We start from the raw sequence: 15,752 nt of genomic DNA, 5'->3' as shown, positions 1-15,752 counted from the left end.
GCCCGCGCCCTCCGAGAGAGGAGACCGTCTTGCGCCGAGTGCGTGGGATGAAGGCCGCAGCGCTGCTGCTGGCCGGGAGCATGGCCCTGGCGGCCTGCGCCAGCGACGAGGAGCCCAGCAGCGGCAGTGGAGGCGGCGGCGAGAGCAGCGCCGCCAGCGGCGACCTGCAGATCGGCCTGGCGTACGACACCGGTGGCCGCGGCGACAAGTCGTTCAACGACTCGGCGTACGCCGGCGTCGAGGCCGCGATCGGGGACCTCGGCGGCGACGTCACCGAGCTCTCGCCGAACGCCGACGGCTCCAACCGGGTCGACCTGCTGACCCAGCTCGCCGACGACGGCAACAACCCGGTCATCGCCGTGGGCTTCGCCTTCGCCGACGCCCTGGCCGAGGTCGCCCCGCAGTACCCGGACACCGAGTTCGCGATCGTCGACCAGTCGGTCGCCGACATGGGCCTGGACAACGCGACCGGCCTGCTCTTCGCGGCCAACGAGGGCTCGTACCTCGGCGGTGTGGCGGCGGCGCTGAAGTCCGAGTCCGGCCACATCGGCTTCGTCGGTGGTGTCGAGACCACGCTGATCCAGGAGTTCGAGGCCGGCTTCGTCGCCGGCGCCCAAGCTGCCAAGCCCGGCATCGTCATCGACCGCCAGTACATCTCGGCCGCCGGTGACTTCTCCGGCTTCGCCGACCCCGCCCGCGGCAAGATCCTCGCCCAGGGCATGTTCCAGAGCGGCGCGGACATCGTCTACCACGCGGCGGGTGGCTCCGGCCAGGGCGTCTTCGAGGCGGCCGCCGAGGCCGGCGGCCGGGCGATCGGTGTCGACTCCGACCAGTACGAGACCGTCGGTGACCCGGCCCTGCAGGCGGTGATCATGACGTCGGTGCTCAAGCGGGTCGACGTCGCGATCCAGACCTGGATCACCGACTACTCCGAGGGGTCGGTCGAGGGCGGCAGCGACGTCGTCAACGACCTGGAGAGCGACGGCGTGGGCCTGTCCACCTCCGGTGGCCAGATCGACGACATCAAGACCCAGCTGGACGACTACACCCAGCAGATCATCGCCGGTGACATCGAGGTCCCCACGGCCCCGTGACGCGGGCGTCGTGAGCAACGACTGACAGCGGCGGGCCCGGGCGCGACACACGCCCCCGGGCCCGCCGTTTTCCGTGTGTACCGTCTCCGCGTCGGACGGGGACACCGCCCGACGCCCGTGCGGCCGGAAGACCTCCGGTCCGCACGCCTTCCGTGCCCACCCGGCCCCCCGAGGAGCTCCGTTGACCGAGTCGACACCGCTGGCGGTGGAGCTGCGCGGGATCACCAAGCGCTTCCCCGGCGTGGTCGCGAACTCCGACATCGAGCTGCGCGTCGCCCGCGGCGAGGTGCACGCCATCGTCGGTGAGAACGGCGCGGGCAAGTCCACGTTGATGAAGACGTTGTACGGCATGCACCGCCCGGACGAGGGCCAGATCCTCGTCGACGGGCGGGAGGTGCACCTGCGCAGCCCCAACGACGCGATCGCGGCCGGCATCGGCATGGTCCACCAGCACTTCATGCTGGCCGACAACTTCACCGTCCTGGAGAACATCGTCCTGGGCAGCGAGCCCACCAAGGGCGGCAGGCTGGACCGGGCCGCCGCCCGTCGCCGGATCACCGAGATCTCCGACAGCTACTCCCTCGGGCTGCAGCCCGACGTGCTGGTCGAGGACCTCGGCGTCGGCGACCGGCAGCGGGTGGAGATCGCCAAGGTCCTCTACCGCGGCGCCAGGATCCTGATCCTGGACGAGCCGACCGCCGTCCTCGTCCCGCAGGAGGTCGACGAGCTGTTCGGCAACCTCGCCGAGCTCAAGCGCGAGGGCCTCACCGTCATCTTCATCTCGCACAAGCTCGACGAGGTGCGGAAGGTGGCCGACTCGATCACCGTCATCCGCCGCGGCACCACCGTCGGCACGGCCGACCCGGCCACGACGACCGCCCGGCAGCTGGCCGAGATGATGGTCGGCGCCGAGCTGCCCACCCCGGCCACCCGGGACTCCACCGTCCGGGAGGCCCCGGTGCTGCGGATCAGCCACCTCACCGTGCCGGGCGGTGTCGGCAGCCGGGCGGTGGTCGACGACGTCTCCATGACCGTCCGTGAGGGCGAGGTCGTCGGCATCGCCGGTGTCGAGGGCAACGGGCAGTCCGAGCTGATCGACGCCGTCCTCGGGCTGCGGCTGCCCGCGGCGGGCACGGTGCTGCTGGGCGAGGAGGAGATCACCGACTGGTCCACCCGCCGCCGGCGGGAGCGCGGCGTCGGCTTCATCCCCGAGGACCGCCACCGGCAGGGGATGCTGCTGGACGCGCCGCTGTGGGAGAACCGGATCCTGGGGCACCAGACCCGCCCGCCGGCGGTCAAGGGCGCCTTCATCGACCGCAAGGCCGCCCGCACGGACACCTCCCGGATCATGCGCGAGTACGACGTCCGGGCACCCGGCCCCAACACCCCGGCGGTCGCGCTCTCCGGCGGCAACCAGCAGAAGCTCATCGTCGGCCGCGAGATGAGCGCCTCGCCGCGCGTGCTGCTGGCCGCGCACCCCACCCGCGGTGTCGACGTCGGTGCCCAGTCGGTCATCTGGGAGCTGCTCAAGGACGCCCGGGCCGAGGGGCTGGGCATCCTGCTGGTCTCCGCCGACCTCGAGGAGCTGATCGGCCTGTCCGACACCCTGCACGTCATGCTCCGCGGGAAGCTGGTCGCCACCGTCGACCCGCGGCAGGTCACCCCCGAGGTGCTCGGTGGGTACATGACCGGCGGGCACGAGACCTCCCCGGCGGGTGTGGCATGACCGTGCTCCGCCGGCTCGGCACCCTCCTGCTCGCACCCGCGTTGGCGGTGCTCATCGCCGTCGCGATCTCCGCGGCGGTCATGGCGCTGCTGGGGGTCGACCCGCTCCAGGTCCTGTCGGTCATGGTCGACCTGGGCGACACCCCGAGCCAGCAGATCACCGCGGTCGTGGCGATCCTCAACCGGGCGCTGCCGTTGTTCCTGGCCGGGCTCGCGGTGGCCATCGGCTTCCGGATGAGCCTGTTCAACATCGGCGTCGAGGGCCAGTACCGGATGGCCACGATCATGGCCGCCGCGGTCGGTGCCGCGGTCACCCTGCCCGGCCCGCTGCACGTGCTGCTGATCATCGTCGTCGCGATGGCGGTCGGGGCGATCTGGGCCGGGATCGTCGCCGTCCTGAAGGTCACCCGCGGGGTGAGCGAGGTGATCAGCTCGATCATGCTCAACTTCATCGCGCTGGGCCTGGCCTCCTACCTGCTCACCGGCCCGTTCCGGGGCAGCCCGGAGGGCGCCTCGACCGTCAGCACCGCGCAGATCCCCGAGTCCGGCCGGCTGGGCGGGCTCAACGGCATCTTCGACGTGCTGGGGCTGGCGAACCCGCCGCGGCAGCTGTACGGCTTCCTCCTGGTCGCCGTCCTGGTCGGCATCGTGGTCTGGGTGCTGCTGCAGCGCACCCGGTTCGGGTTCGACCTGCGGGCCACCGGCCTCTCGCCGTCCGCGGCGAGCGCCAGCGGCGTGGACGCCCGCCGGATGGTCGTCAAGGCGATGCTGCTGTCCGGTGCGGTCGCCGGCCTGATCGGGCTGCCGGACCTGCTGGGCCGCACCTACGACTACAACACCGACTTCACCTCCGGGCTGGGCTTCCTCGGCATCGCCGTCGCGCTGCTGGGCCGCAACAACCCCGGTGGCATCGCCCTGGCCGCGATCCTGTACGCCTTCCTCGACCGTGCCTCGGTGCCGCTGCAGGCCGCGAGCCTGCCGTCCTCGGTGGTCACGATCATTCAGGGCACGATCGTGCTGGCCGTCGTGGTCGCCAACGAGATCGCCGGCCGGATCACCCGGCGGGCCGCCGAACGGGCCAGCCGGCAGTCCTCGGGCCCGCCCCCGGACGACTCGATGACCACCCGCCGGGTGCCCGGCGTCGTCTCGGAGGGGACCCCATGAGCACGTCTGTGACGACGACGGGACCCGGTGGCACCGCTGCCGCCGGCCGCCCGTCGCCGATGCGCCGGCTGGGGGCCGCCGGGACGCCGGGCCGGCTGGCGATCGGCCTGGCCGGGCTGGTCGTGCTGTTCTCCGTCGTCCGGGTGGTCAGCGGGCAGAACGCGCTGACGTCGTCGTCGGTGATGACGGCGGCGCTGCTGCTCAGCACCCCGCTGCTGCTGGTGGCCCTCGGCGGGCTGTTCTCCGAGCGCGCGGGCGTGGTCAACATCGGCCTCGAGGGCATGATGATCCTCGGGACCTGGGGTGCCGGGTACGCCGGCTACCAGTGGGGCTGGGTGGCGGCGATCGTCGGCGGTCTGCTGATGGGCGCGCTGGGCGGGCTGCTGCACGCGGTCGCCACGGTCACCTTCGGGGTCGACCACACGATCTCCGGTGTCGCGATCAACATCCTGGCGGCGGGCGTCGTCCGCTTCCTCTCCGAGTCGCTGTACAGCGGTCGCAGCGACGGCGCCGGCATCACCCAGTCGCCGTCGCTGTCGTCCAAGCCGCCGTCGTTCTCGCTGCCGGTGCTGTCCAGCGGGCCGGACCTGCTGGGCGACCTCGAGGCCAGGCACTGGTTCCTGATCAGCGACGTCGCCGGCATCCTGCGCGGCTTCACCTCCGACGTCGGGGTGCTCACCGTGGTGGCGGTGCTGCTCGTGCCGGCCGTCTACCTGCTGCTGTGGCGCACCGCCTTCGGGCTGCGGCTGCGCTCCTGCGGGGAGAACCCGGCCGCGGCGGACTCCCTCGGCGTGCCGGTCTACCGGATCAAGTACATCGCGGTGGTCATCTCCGGTGCACTCGCCGGGCTGGGTGGTGTGGTGCTGGTCTTCGTGGCCAACATCTACCGCGAGGGGCAGACCAACGGTCGCGGGTACATCGGCCTCGCCGCGCTGATCTTCGGCAACTGGCGCCCGGGCGGCCTGACCGGCGGCGCGTTCCTGTTCGGCTTCGCCGACGGCCTGCAGCTGCGCAGCCGCAGCGCCGTCGTGGCGCTGCTGCTGATCGTCGCGCTGATCCTCGCCGTCGTGGCGATCTTCCAGTTCCCGCGGCGCCGGTGGCTGCAGGGCTCGCTGGCCGTGGTGTTCGCCGTGCTCGCGCTGGTCGGCTACCTGACCATCGACGAGCTGCCGACCGGCATCGTGTCGTTCACCCCGCACCTGGTCACGTTGCTGGTGCTCTCGCTGGCCTCCCAGCGGTTGCGCCCACCGAAGGCCGACGGCCTGGTCTACCGACGAGGAGAGCACTAGTGGGTCAGGTACCGGACCTGGACTGGGACGCGCTGCGCGCGGCGGCGCAGGAGGCGATGACGCACGCCTACGCGCCGTACTCGCAGTTCCCGGTGGGCGTCGCAGGACTGGTGGACGACGGCCGGGTCGTCACCGGCTGCAACGTGGAGAACGCCTCCTACGGACTGGGCCTGTGCGCCGAGTGCGGCATGGTCAGCGACCTCGCCCGCAGCGGCGGCGGCCGGCTGGTGGCGGTGGCGTGCGTGGGTGGTGACGGCCAGCCGCTGATGCCGTGCGGCCGCTGCCGGCAGCTGCTGTGGGAGCACGGCGGGGCGGACATGCTCATCGAGACCGTGTCGCTGGGCATCGTGGCGATGAGCGAGGTGCTGCCCGACGCCTTCGGTCCCGAGGACTTGGTCAAGGCAGCGGAGCGGGCATGAGCGCGCCGTTCGACGCGATCGACGTCATCCGGGCCAAGCGGGACGGCGCCGTCCTCTCCGCCGACCAGATCCGCTGGGTGATCGGCGCCTACACCGGCGGGCAGGTGCCCGACGAGCAGATGAGCGCGCTGCTCATGGCGGTGTTCTTCCGCGGCATGACGCCGGACGAACTGGCCGTCTGGACGCAGGCGATGATCGACTCCGGGGTCCGCAAGGACCTCTCCGGGCTCGGCCGCCCGACCGCGGACAAGCACTCCACCGGCGGCGTCGGCGACAAGGTCACGCTGCCGCTCGCGCCGCTGGTCGCCGCCTGCGGGGTGGCCGTGCCGCAGCTGTCCGGCCGCGGTCTGGGCCACACCGGCGGGACGCTGGACAAGCTGGAGGCCGTCCCCGGCTGGCGCGCCGCGCTCAGCGACGAGGAGTACGTGCAGCAGCTGCGGGACGTCGGCGCGGTCATCTGCGCGGCCGGCAACGACCTCGCCCCGGCGGACAAGGTGCTGTACGCGCTGCGCGACGTCACCGGCACGGTGGAGTCGATTCCCCTGATCGCCAGCTCGATCATGAGCAAGAAGATCGCCGAGGGCGCCGACGCCCTCGTGCTGGACGTGAAGACCGGCTCGGGCGCGTTCATGCGCGACCCCGACGACGCCCGCACGCTGGCCCGCACGATGGTCGGCCTGGGCGAGGCCGCCGGGGTGCGCACCGTCGCGCTGGTCACCGCCATGGACCGGCCGCTGGGCCGGGCCGCGGGCAACGCGGTCGAGGTCGCCGAGTCCGTCGAGGTGCTCGCCGGCGGCGGCCCGGCCGACGTCGTCGAGCTGACCCTGGCGCTGGCCCGGGAGATGCTCGCCGGGGTCGGGCGGGACGACGTCGACCCCGCCGACGCCCTCGCCGACGGCCGGGCGATGGACGTGTGGCGCCGGATGATCACCGCCCAGGGTGGCGACCCGGACGCCGCGCTGCCGCAGCCGGCCGAGCGGCACGTGGTCACCGCGCCGGCCACCGGCACGCTCACCCGGCTGGACGCCTACGCCCTCGGCGTCGCGGCCTGGCGGCTGGGCGCCGGGCGGGCGCGCAAGGAGGACCCGGTCTCGGCCGCGGCCGGCGTCGTGTGGACCGCCGGGGTGGGGGAGCAGGTGACCGCCGGCCAGCCGCTGCTCGAGCTGCAGACCGACGACGCCGCGCGGATCCCGCGGGCGCTGGAGGCGCTGGAGGGCGCGATCGGCGTCGACACCGCCGACCAGCCGCTCCCGCTGCTGCTCGACCGCATCACTGCCTGAGTGGAGTGCCAGGGGCGCGTTTTCCGCGCCCTGGCACTCCGTTGCAGCTCACACAGGGGCGCGGGGCAGACTGGTACCTCGTGAGCCGCCCGTCGACCGTGTCAGCGCCGGTCATGAGCCCGGTGGACCCTGACGCCGCCATCTCCGTGCGCGGACTGGTGAAGCGCTACGGCGACCGCAACGCCGTCGACGGGCTGGACCTCGACATCGGGCGCGGTGAGATCTTCGCGCTGCTCGGTCCCAACGGCGCCGGCAAGACCACCACCGTCGAGGTGCTCGAGGGCTACCGCGAGCGTGACGGCGGGGAGGTCCGGGTGCTCGGCGTCGACCCGGCCCGCGGTGGACGCCGGTGGAAGGCCGACCTGGGCATCGTGCTGCAGTCCGGCGCCGGGGACAGCCAGCTGACCTGCCTGGAGCTGCTCCGCGCGCAGGCCGCCTACTACCCCGAGCCGCGCGACCCCGCCGAGGTGCTCGAGCTGGTCGGGCTGAGCGAGAAGGCCGGCGCCCGCGGCCGCACCCTCTCCGGTGGCCAGCGGCGCCGGCTGGACGTGGCGCTGGGCATCGTCGGCCGCCCGCGGCTGCTCTTCCTGGACGAGCCGACCACCGGGTTCGACCCCGAGGCGCGCCGGCAGTTCTGGTCGCTCATCCGCTCCCTGCGCGACCTGGGGACGACGATGCTGCTCACCACCCACTACCTCGACGAGGCCGAGGAGCTCGCCGACCGGGTCGGGGTCATCGCCCACGGCCGGCTGGTCGAGGTGGCCGTCCCCAGTGAGCTGGGTGGCCGCGGGCAGGCGCCCGCGGTGGTGCACTGGACCGAGGACGGCGTCCGGCGCACCGCCGAGACCGCCACCCCCACCGCGTTCGTCGCGGAGCTGGCGGCGCGGTTCCCCAGCGAGGTGCCCGACCTGGCCGTCGCCCGGCCGACCCTCGAGGACGTGTACCTGCGGATGATCGGCGAGCCACGGGAGTGAACGAGCATCGCAGCGAGCGCCAGCGAGCGAGGAGCGGAGTGACCGGCCGAGCGGACCGAGGGAGCATGTCATGGTGACCACCGTGGAGCGCCCGCTGCCGTCGGTCGGCAGCGTCTGCCGCACCCGCGCCGGGGTGGAGCTCAAGGAGTTCTTCCGGCAGCGGGAGTCCGTCGTCTTCACCCTGATGTTCCCGGTGATCCTGCTGCTCGTCTTCGGCGCGGTCCTGGACTACGACCTGGGCAGCGGCGTCTCCTTCACCCAGTACTTCATGGCCGGGGTGATCGCCGCCGGCATCCTCGGCGCCAGCCTGCAGAACATGGCGATCAACATCGCCACCGAGCGCAGCGACGGCACGCTCAAGGGCCTGGCCGGCACCCCGATGCCGAAGGCGGCCTACTTCGTCGGCAAGGTCGTCCAGGTCTTCGCCGTCACGCTGGCGATCATCGTGATCCTGCTGGCCATCGGCGCGCTGTTCTACGGCGTCGACTTGCCCTCGGGCTCGGACTGGATCACCTTCGTCTGGGTCGCCGGGTTGGGCTCCGCGGCCTGCACCCTGCTGGGCATCGCCGTCTCCAGCCTGGCCCGCAACGGCCGGTCGGCCTCGGCGACGGTCACCCCGATCGCCCTGGTGCTGCAGTTCATCTCCGGCGTCTTCTTCCAGTTCAGCCAGGTGCCGACCTGGCTGCAGACGGTCGCCGCGCTGTTCCCGCTCAAGTGGATGGCCCAGGGTCTGCGCTCGGTGTTCCTCCCCGACGCCCTCGCCGCCCAGGAACCGGCCGGCAGCTGGGAGCTGGGCCGGGTCGCCCTGGTGCTCGGCATCTGGTGCGTCGTCGGGCTGGTGCTCTGCGTCCGCACCTTCCGCTGGCAGGACAGGATCGACCGGTAGGTAGCGTGCGGGGATGCCCGCCGCACCACTGGACGCCACCACCCTCGCCCGCGCTCCCAAGGTGCTGCTGCACGACCACCTCGACGGCGGGCTGCGGCCGCAGACCGTCCTCGAGCTCGCCGACGAGGCCGGGTACCGCGAGCTGCCGGCCGACGAGCCGGAGGCCCTCGGCCGCTGGTTCCGCGAGTCCGCGGACTCCGGCTCGCTGGAGCGTTACCTGCTCACGTTCGCGCACACCGTCGGGGTGATGCAGCGGCCCGAGGCGGTGCAGCGGGTGGCCCGGGAGTGTGCGCTCGACCTGGCGGCCGACGGGGTGGTCTACGCCGAGGTGCGGATGGCGCCCGAGCTGTTGTCCGGAATGCCGCTGGAGACCGCGGTGGAGGCGATGCTCGACGGGTACGCCCAGGGCAGCCGGGAGGCCGCCGCGGCGGGCCGGCCGATCGGCGTCGGCGCCCTGCTGTGCGCGATGCGCCAGGCCGACCGCTGGGTCGAGGTCGCCGAGCAGGTCGTCCGGCACCAGGGTTCCGGTGTCGTCGGCTTCGACCTCGCCGGGCCCGAGGACGGGTTCCCGCCGGACCGCATCCCCGACGCCATCGCGCTGCTGGACCGGGCCGGCGCGCACCGCACCATCCACGCCGGCGAGGCCGCCGGCATCGAGTCCATCCGCGCCGCGCTGGAGGGCGCCGGTGCCGAACGGCTCGGGCACGGCGTGCGGATCGCCGACGAGGTGCCGCTGGACGGTCCGCTGGGCCCGGTCGCCCGGCGGGTGCTGGAGGAGCAGGTGCCGCTGGAGGTCGCCCCCTCGTCCAACGTGCAGACCGGCGCCTACCCCTCGCTGGCCGCGCACCCGGTCGGCCGGCTGCACCGCGGCGGCTTCACGGTGACCCTCAACACCGACAACCGGCTGATGAGCGGGGTGTCGCTGACCAGCGAGTTCGCCGACGTCGTCGCCGCCCACCGCTGGGGTTGGGACGACGTGCAGACGGTCACCGAGCGTGCGCTCGCCGCGGCCTTCCTCGACGACGCGGAGCGGTCCCGGCTGCTGCGCGAGGTCGTCCGCCCCGGGTACGCCGCACTGCGCGGCTGAGCGACGCGGGGCACGTCACTCCGGCCCGGGAATCAATCCGGCGCCCACGCTGCTAACCTGATCGTGCCGGTGAGTGCCGGCCATCCTCCCGGACGGTCCTGTCCGGGCAGCGCATCCGTGCAGATCACGCGTCAACGCAGACGGCGACGATCACCAGTGTGGCCGCCGGGCATCCGGCGGCAAGCACCACCACGGGACGCGCGCCGATCTGTATCGGAGTCCCCGCTTGTCCTCGTTCGACTCTGTCGACGCCCCGTTCACCGCAAGCCAGAACGACCTCCCCGAGATCACGGCCGCCGTGACCGAGGAGACCCCCGAGATCCCCGCCGAGCCCACCGGCCCGACCTTCGCCCAGCTGGGCCTGCCCCAGCCGCTGGTCACCGCGCTCGAGCGCAAGGGCATCCGCCACCCGTTCGCCATCCAGACCTCCGCCCTGCCGGACGCCCTCGCCGGGCGCGACGTGCTCGGCAAGGCCGCCACCGGTTCGGGCAAGACGCTGGCCTTCGGCCTGCCGCTGCTGGCCCGCCTCGGCGCGGACGTGCAGCAGGGTCGCCGCGCACCCCGCGGCCTGATCCTGGTCCCGACCCGTGAGCTGGCCCAGCAGGTGCACGACAACCTGGCCCCCCTCGGCCAGAGCAACGGCGTGCAGCTGGCGGCCGTCTACGGCGGCGCCTCGATGTACCGCCAGATCCAGCAGCTGCGTCGCGGTGTCGACGTCCTCATCGCCACCCCCGGCCGGCTGCAGGACCTGATCAACCAGGGCGAGGCGACCCTCTCCGAGGTCATCGTCTCGGTCATCGACGAGGCCGACTTCATGTCCGACCTCGGCTTCCTGCCGGTGGTCAAGGAGCTGCTCGACCAGACCCGCTCCGACGGCCAGCGCCTGCTGTTCTCCGCCACGCTGGACGGCGAGGTCGACACCCTGGTGCGTCGCTACCTCAAGGACCCGGCGCGGCACGAGGTCGCCAAGGCCGAGGACTCCGGTCCCCAGGCCGAGCACCTGGCCTACAGCGTGTCCTTCCCGGACAAGCTGAAGATCGCCGAGGCGATGGCCGCCCGTCCGGGCCGGATCATCATCTTCGTGCGCACCCAGCACGGCGCCGACCGGCTCGCTGAGAACCTGCAGCGCGCCGGCATCAACGCCGAGCCCATCCACGGTGGTCTGCCGCAGGCAGCCCGTCGCCGGGCGCTGGAGGCCTTCACCGACGCCCGCAGCCCGGTGCTGGTGGCCACCGACGTCGCCGCGCGTGGCATCCACGTCGACGACGTGTCGCTGGTCCTGCACTACGACCCGCCGGCAGACCACAAGACCTACCTGCACCGCTCCGGCCGCACCGCGCGCGCCGGCGCCGCCGGTGTCGTGGTCTCGCTGCTCCTGCCCGACCAGGTGGGCCAGGCCAAGCGCCGGTTCCGCCAGGCCAAGCTGGACCCGCAGGTGAGCCGGATCCGTCCGGGCGACGCGCCCATCACCGACCTCGTCGCCGGTGGCACGTTCGTCGAGCCGATCGTCCGTCCGGTGCGCGAGTCGCGTCGTCCGGCCGGTGGCCGCGACGGGCGTCGTCCCACCGGTGACCGTCCCGGCTACCGGGGTGGCCCGCGTCGGCCCACCGGCGACCGCGAGCGCACGTACGGAGACCGCCCCTCGGGCGAGCGCTCCTACGGCGATCGGGATCGCACCGCTGCTGACCATCCCGCCGGTGGCGACCGCGACCGCTCGTACGGAGGCCGCCCCTCGGGCGAGCGCTCCTACGGCGATCGGGATCGCTCCGCGGGTGGCGGCGACCGGGACCGTCGTCCCGGTGGGTACCGCGGCGCCGTCGAGGGGCAGCGTTCCAGCGGTCGCCCCGCGCGCCCGGCTCGCTCCTTCTGAGCAGCAGCATCTGACGGCAACGGCCGGTCCCCGCACTGCGGGGGCCGGCCGTTGCCGTCTTCGCGGCTCACTCCGTTGATCATGGGGTGGTTGCCAGGTGACACGCGAGGGACGGCGTGTCGTTCGGCAGGACGCCCATGATCAACGGCGGCTACCGACGGAGGTCGCTGCGGAAGACCAGCGCGGTGCCGATGTCCTCCACGATCTGCTGCCACGCGCTCACCAGCGCCGGTGCCTCCTCGGCGGCCAGCGGCGCGCGGGGGTCGCTGTCGGCGCGGGCCACGGCCCGGCCCAGCGGCGCGTCGGCGCCCAGCTGCTGCTGCACCCGCGGCAGGTCGGCGTACTCGGCGAGGTCGAGCACCCCCTCGACCGGCTGCAGCAGCGCCCGGAGCTCGACCAGGCCGCCGGCTCCCTGGGCCACCTCACCGAGCACCTCGGAGATCTCCACCAGGTCGTAGCGGTCCTGGTCGGCCGGCAGCGGCAGGGTGTCGGTGTCGGCGACCTCGGCCCACGACGCGATCTCGGTCAGGTCGTGGGCCTCGTCACCGGCGCAGAACCGGGCGAGGTCGACCGGCGTCGGGAAGAGGAAGACCTGGCCCTCGCGGCCGAGGAACCGGGCCCGGTCCTCGACGTAGCAGCGCAGCGTCAGCCCGGCGCCGTCGGGGACCACCAGCTCGACCGGGAGGATGCCGACCGCCTCCCAGAACTCCTGCGCAGCCGCGACGGCGGCCGGGGTGGCGGTGAGCTCGCTGCCGCTGCGGATCGTCCGGATGCCGGCGGTCGCAGCCTCGGCCGGGGCCGCGGCGGTCGAGCCGGCAGCGGGACGGGCCGGGGTGCCGTCCAGGTCCTCGTCCTCGTCGTCGTCCTCCGGCTCGGCGACCCGGGACTCGGCCTCCTCGGCGGCGGACGGGTAGGCCTCGAGGGAGACGGTGCCGGCGCCGGTCCAGTCCAGGTGGTCGTCCAGCTCCTCGAGGACGTCCTCCCACAGCTCGTCGATCGCGGTGCCCAGGCGCGCCCAGGCCTCCTCGCCGTCGCGGCCGAGGAACGCGTCGATGCCCAGGCCCAGGGCGGCGGCCTCGGGGCGGGAGACCAGTTCGGCGACGGACTCGAACGCCGTCTCGTCGTCGTCGTCGTCCTCGTCGTCGTCGTCCTCGGCCGGGGTGTCGCAGCACTCGGCCAGCCGGCCGACGATGTCGAGGGTCGCGGCCAGCTCGTCGACGGCCCACCGGTCGGGGTTCTCCGCGACCACGTCGTAGACCCCGTCGAGATCGAAGCGGTGGTCCTCGTCCGGGGTCAGGTCCTCGGGTCCGAGCGTCGACACGACCGGCCAGACGGGGTGGTCGGCCAGGTCGTGGTCGGTGTTCACCCGGCAGAACGCGGCGAGCGCCGCGGGCGAGGGGAACAGGTGCACGACGGCGGTGGGGCCGGGGGCCTCGGGGTCGTCGTCGTTGATGTCCGCCGGCAGGTCGACGGTGCTGCCGAGGAACGCCTGCCACTCCTCGCCGTCCTCCTCCCAGGGCGGCGCCCAGAGCGTGTAGCCCGTGCGGTCGTCGAGGGTCAGGGCGATGGGGACGATGCTGGGACGGGCCACCCCGCCATCCTGCCCGGTCCGCCTGCGGCACCGCAGTCCGGTTCCGGCTCCGCCGCCCGGGGACCGTCACATGCCGATCGGATGCCAGACGCTCTTGGTCTCCAGGAAGGGGCGGAGCCGGGTGAGGCCGGGGTCGGCGGTCCAGTCCGGCTCCTCGGCGGGTGCCCGCAGCACCCGCTTGACCGTGCCGGCCGCGGAGCGCTCCAGCTCCATCGCCAGCGGCGCCGGGGCGCCCGCCAGGTCGATCGCGTCGACATCGGCGTGCTCGGCGAGCCACGGGCCGATCTCGGCAGCGTCCCCGGTCAGCAGGTTCACCACCCCACCCGGGACGTCGGAGGTGGCCAGCACCTCCCCGAGGGTGATGGCCGGCAGCGGCCGGGCCCTCGAGCTGACGACGACGGCGGTGTTGCCGCCGGCCAGCACCGGGGCGAGCACGCTGACCAGGCCCAGCAGCGAGCTGCGCTGCGGTCCCAGGACGGCCACCACCCCGGTCGGCTCGGGCAGCGAGAAGCCGAAGTAGGGACCGGCGACCGGGTTGGTGCTGCCCAGCACCGCGGCCAGCTTGTCGGTCCAGCCCGCGTACCAGACCCACCGGTCGATGGCGGCGTCCACCTCGGCCCGGGCCTTGGACGACGAGATGCCCTCGCCGGCGGCGACCTCCTCGGCGAACTGGGCGGCGCGGCCCTCCATCACCTCGGCCACCCGGTAGAGCACCTGGCCGCGGTTGTAGGCGGTGGCGGTGGACCACTTCGCGAACGCGCCGCGGGCGGCGACGACGGCGTCCCGGGCGTCCTTGCGCGAGGCCCAGGCGGCGTTGGCCAGGAAGTGGCCCTTGGTGTCGGTGACCTCGTAGGTGCGGCCGGACTCCGAGCGGGGGAACGCCCCGCCCAGGTACAGCTTGTAGGTCTTGCGCACGGCCAGCCGGTCGGTCATCGGGCGTCTCCGGTCGAGAGGTAGGCGGCCAGGCCCTGCCGGCCGCCCTCGCGGCCGTACCCGGACTGCTTGTAGCCGCCGAACGGCGAGGTCGGGTCGAACTCGTTGAACGTGTTGGCCCACACCACGCCGGCCCGCAGCTTGCTGGTGACGGACAGGATCCGGGAGCCCTTCTCGCTCCAGATGCCGGCCGAGAGCCCGTAGGTGGTGTTGTTGGCCTTGGCGACGGCCTCGTCGGGGGTGCGGAAGGTCATCACCGACAGCACCGGGCCGAAGACCTCGTCGCGGGCGATCCGGTGCGCGGGCGACACGTCGGTGAAGACGGTCGGCTTGAACCACCACCCGCGCCCGGGCAGCTCGCCCTCGGGCTGCCAGCAGGTGGCGCCCTCGGTCTCCCCGAACGCGGTCAGCTCGCGGATCCGGGCGAGCTGCTCCGCCGAGTTGATCGCGCCCAGGTCGGTGTTCTTGTCCATCGGGTCACCGACGCGCAGGGTGCCGATCCGCCGCTGCAGCGCCGCGACGACGTCGTCGTGCACCGACTCCTGCACCAGCAGCCGGGAGCCGGCGCAGCACACGTGGCCCTGGTTGAAGAAGATGCCCCGGACGATGCCCTCGACGGCCTGGTCGATCGGGGCGTCGTCGAAGACGATGTTCGCCGCCTTGCCGCCCAGCTCCAGGGTGAGCCGCTTGGAGGTGCCGGCCACCGCGCGGGCGATCGACCGGCCCACCTCGGTGGAGCCGGTGAACGCCACCTTGTCCACGTCGGGGTGGCTGATCACGGCGCGTCCGGTCTCACCCGCGCCGGGGACGATGTTGACCACGCCCGGGGGCAGGTCGGCCTGCCGGCAGACCTCGGCGAACAGCAGCGCGGTCAGCGGCGTGGTCTCGGCCGGCTTGAGGACGACGGTGTTGCCCGCGGCGAGCGCCGGGGCGACCTTCCAGGCCAGCATCAGCAGCGGGAAGTTCCACGGGATGACCTGCCCGGCGACGCCGAGCGGGCGGGGGGCCGGGCCGAGGCCTGCGTGCTCGAGCTTGTCCGCCCAGCCTGCGTGGTAGAAGAAGTGCGCCGCGGCCAGGGGCACGTCGACGTCCCGGCTCTCCCGGATCGGCTTGCCGTTGTCCAGCGTCTCCAGGACGGCGAACTCGCGGGCCCGCTCCTGCAGCAGCCGGGCGATCCGGAACAGGTACTTGCCGCGGTCGGCCGGTCGCATCGGGCCCCAGACCCGGGTGGAGGCGCGCCGGGCGGCCCGGACGGCGCGGTCGACGTCGGAGTCACTGCCGGTCGCGACCTCGGTGAGCACCTCCTCGGTGGCCGGGTTGACCGTCTTCAGCGGCGTGCCGGTGCCGTCGGTGAACTCACCGTCGATGAACAGCCCGTAGCTGGGCCGGATGTCGACGATGGACCGGGACTCGGGCGCGGGGGCGTACTCGAACACGGTG

At 73.3% G+C, this 15,752-nt stretch carries 13 protein-coding genes; 10 read left to right on the top strand and 3 right to left on the bottom strand.

Going from position 1 to position 15,752, the window contains the following annotated elements; translation table 11 throughout:
- Positions 1 to 38 precede the first annotated feature (38 nt).
- From FHL79_RS00900 to FHL79_RS00855, 10 genes are all read left to right on the top strand, one after another.
- A complete protein-coding gene (locus tag FHL79_RS00900) occupies positions 39 to 1,094 on the top strand; it encodes a BMP family lipoprotein (RefSeq protein ID WP_246080221.1) in 1,056 nt (351 codons plus the stop codon).
- A 181-nt stretch (positions 1,095 to 1,275) separates the two neighbouring features.
- The gene (locus FHL79_RS00895) at positions 1,276 to 2,820 is read left to right on the top strand and encodes an ABC transporter ATP-binding protein (protein WP_138756768.1); all 1,545 of its coding nucleotides are present in this window, start codon (positions 1,276 to 1,278) and stop codon (positions 2,818 to 2,820) included.
- Positions 2,817 to 3,983, top strand: coding sequence for an ABC transporter permease (locus FHL79_RS00890; protein WP_138756767.1), 1,167 nt, complete (start codon positions 2,817 to 2,819; stop codon positions 3,981 to 3,983). Before FHL79_RS00895 ends, FHL79_RS00890 begins: the two co-directional genes overlap by 4 nt.
- A complete protein-coding gene (locus tag FHL79_RS00885) occupies positions 3,980 to 5,272 on the top strand; it encodes an ABC transporter permease (RefSeq protein ID WP_138756766.1) in 1,293 nt (430 codons plus the stop codon). Before FHL79_RS00890 ends, FHL79_RS00885 begins: the two co-directional genes overlap by 4 nt.
- The gene (locus tag FHL79_RS00880) at positions 5,272 to 5,691 is read left to right on the top strand and encodes a cytidine deaminase (protein ID WP_138756765.1); all 420 of its coding nucleotides are present in this window, start codon (positions 5,272 to 5,274) and stop codon (positions 5,689 to 5,691) included. The genes FHL79_RS00885 and FHL79_RS00880 overlap by 1 nt, the downstream gene beginning before the upstream one ends.
- Positions 5,688 to 6,971 (top strand): thymidine phosphorylase, encoded by a 1,284-nt coding sequence (locus tag FHL79_RS00875; RefSeq protein WP_138756764.1) that lies wholly within the window; start codon positions 5,688 to 5,690, stop codon positions 6,969 to 6,971. Before FHL79_RS00880 ends, FHL79_RS00875 begins: the two co-directional genes overlap by 4 nt.
- 113 nt (positions 6,972 to 7,084) lie before the next feature.
- Positions 7,085 to 7,945, top strand: coding sequence for an ABC transporter ATP-binding protein (locus FHL79_RS00870; RefSeq protein ID WP_171057944.1), 861 nt, complete (start codon positions 7,085 to 7,087; stop codon positions 7,943 to 7,945).
- A 70-nt stretch (positions 7,946 to 8,015) separates the two neighbouring features.
- Positions 8,016 to 8,831: an ABC transporter permease gene (locus tag FHL79_RS00865; RefSeq protein WP_138756763.1), complete on the top strand. Its 816-nt coding sequence runs from the start codon at positions 8,016 to 8,018 to the stop codon at positions 8,829 to 8,831.
- 13 nt (positions 8,832 to 8,844) lie between these two features.
- The gene (locus FHL79_RS00860; RefSeq protein ID WP_138756762.1) at positions 8,845 to 9,918 is read left to right on the top strand and encodes an adenosine deaminase; all 1,074 of its coding nucleotides are present in this window, start codon (positions 8,845 to 8,847) and stop codon (positions 9,916 to 9,918) included.
- Positions 9,919 to 10,144: 226 nt separating this feature from the next.
- Positions 10,145 to 11,788, top strand: a complete 1,644-nt coding sequence (locus FHL79_RS00855) for a DEAD/DEAH box helicase (RefSeq protein WP_138756761.1) — start codon at positions 10,145 to 10,147, stop codon at positions 11,786 to 11,788.
- A 151-nt stretch (positions 11,789 to 11,939) separates the two neighbouring features.
- On the opposite strand, the gene FHL79_RS00850 is transcribed toward FHL79_RS00855, so the two are convergent.
- The 3 genes from FHL79_RS00850 to FHL79_RS00840 form a co-directional block, all read right to left on the bottom strand.
- On the bottom strand, positions 11,940 to 13,379 hold the full coding sequence (locus tag FHL79_RS00850; protein WP_138756760.1) for a SatS C-terminal domain-containing protein: 1,440 nt from the start codon (positions 13,377 to 13,379) through the stop codon (positions 11,940 to 11,942).
- Positions 13,380 to 13,445: 66 nt separating this feature from the next.
- On the bottom strand, positions 13,446 to 14,312 hold the full coding sequence (locus FHL79_RS00845) for an aldehyde dehydrogenase family protein (protein WP_138756759.1): 867 nt from the start codon (positions 14,310 to 14,312) through the stop codon (positions 13,446 to 13,448).
- Positions 14,309 to 15,752: aldehyde dehydrogenase family protein (locus tag FHL79_RS00840; protein ID WP_439331119.1), on the bottom strand; the 1,444-nt coding region annotated here is incomplete at its 5' end. The genes FHL79_RS00840 and FHL79_RS00845, both read right to left, overlap by 4 nt.

Origin of the sequence: Modestobacter altitudinis (assembly GCF_005930475.1) — a bacterium.
Taxonomy (GTDB): domain Bacteria; phylum Actinomycetota; class Actinomycetes; order Mycobacteriales; family Geodermatophilaceae; genus Modestobacter; species Modestobacter altitudinis.
The sequence above is the reverse complement of the archived record's forward strand: the minus strand, read 5'-3'. Positions and strand labels throughout refer to the sequence as shown.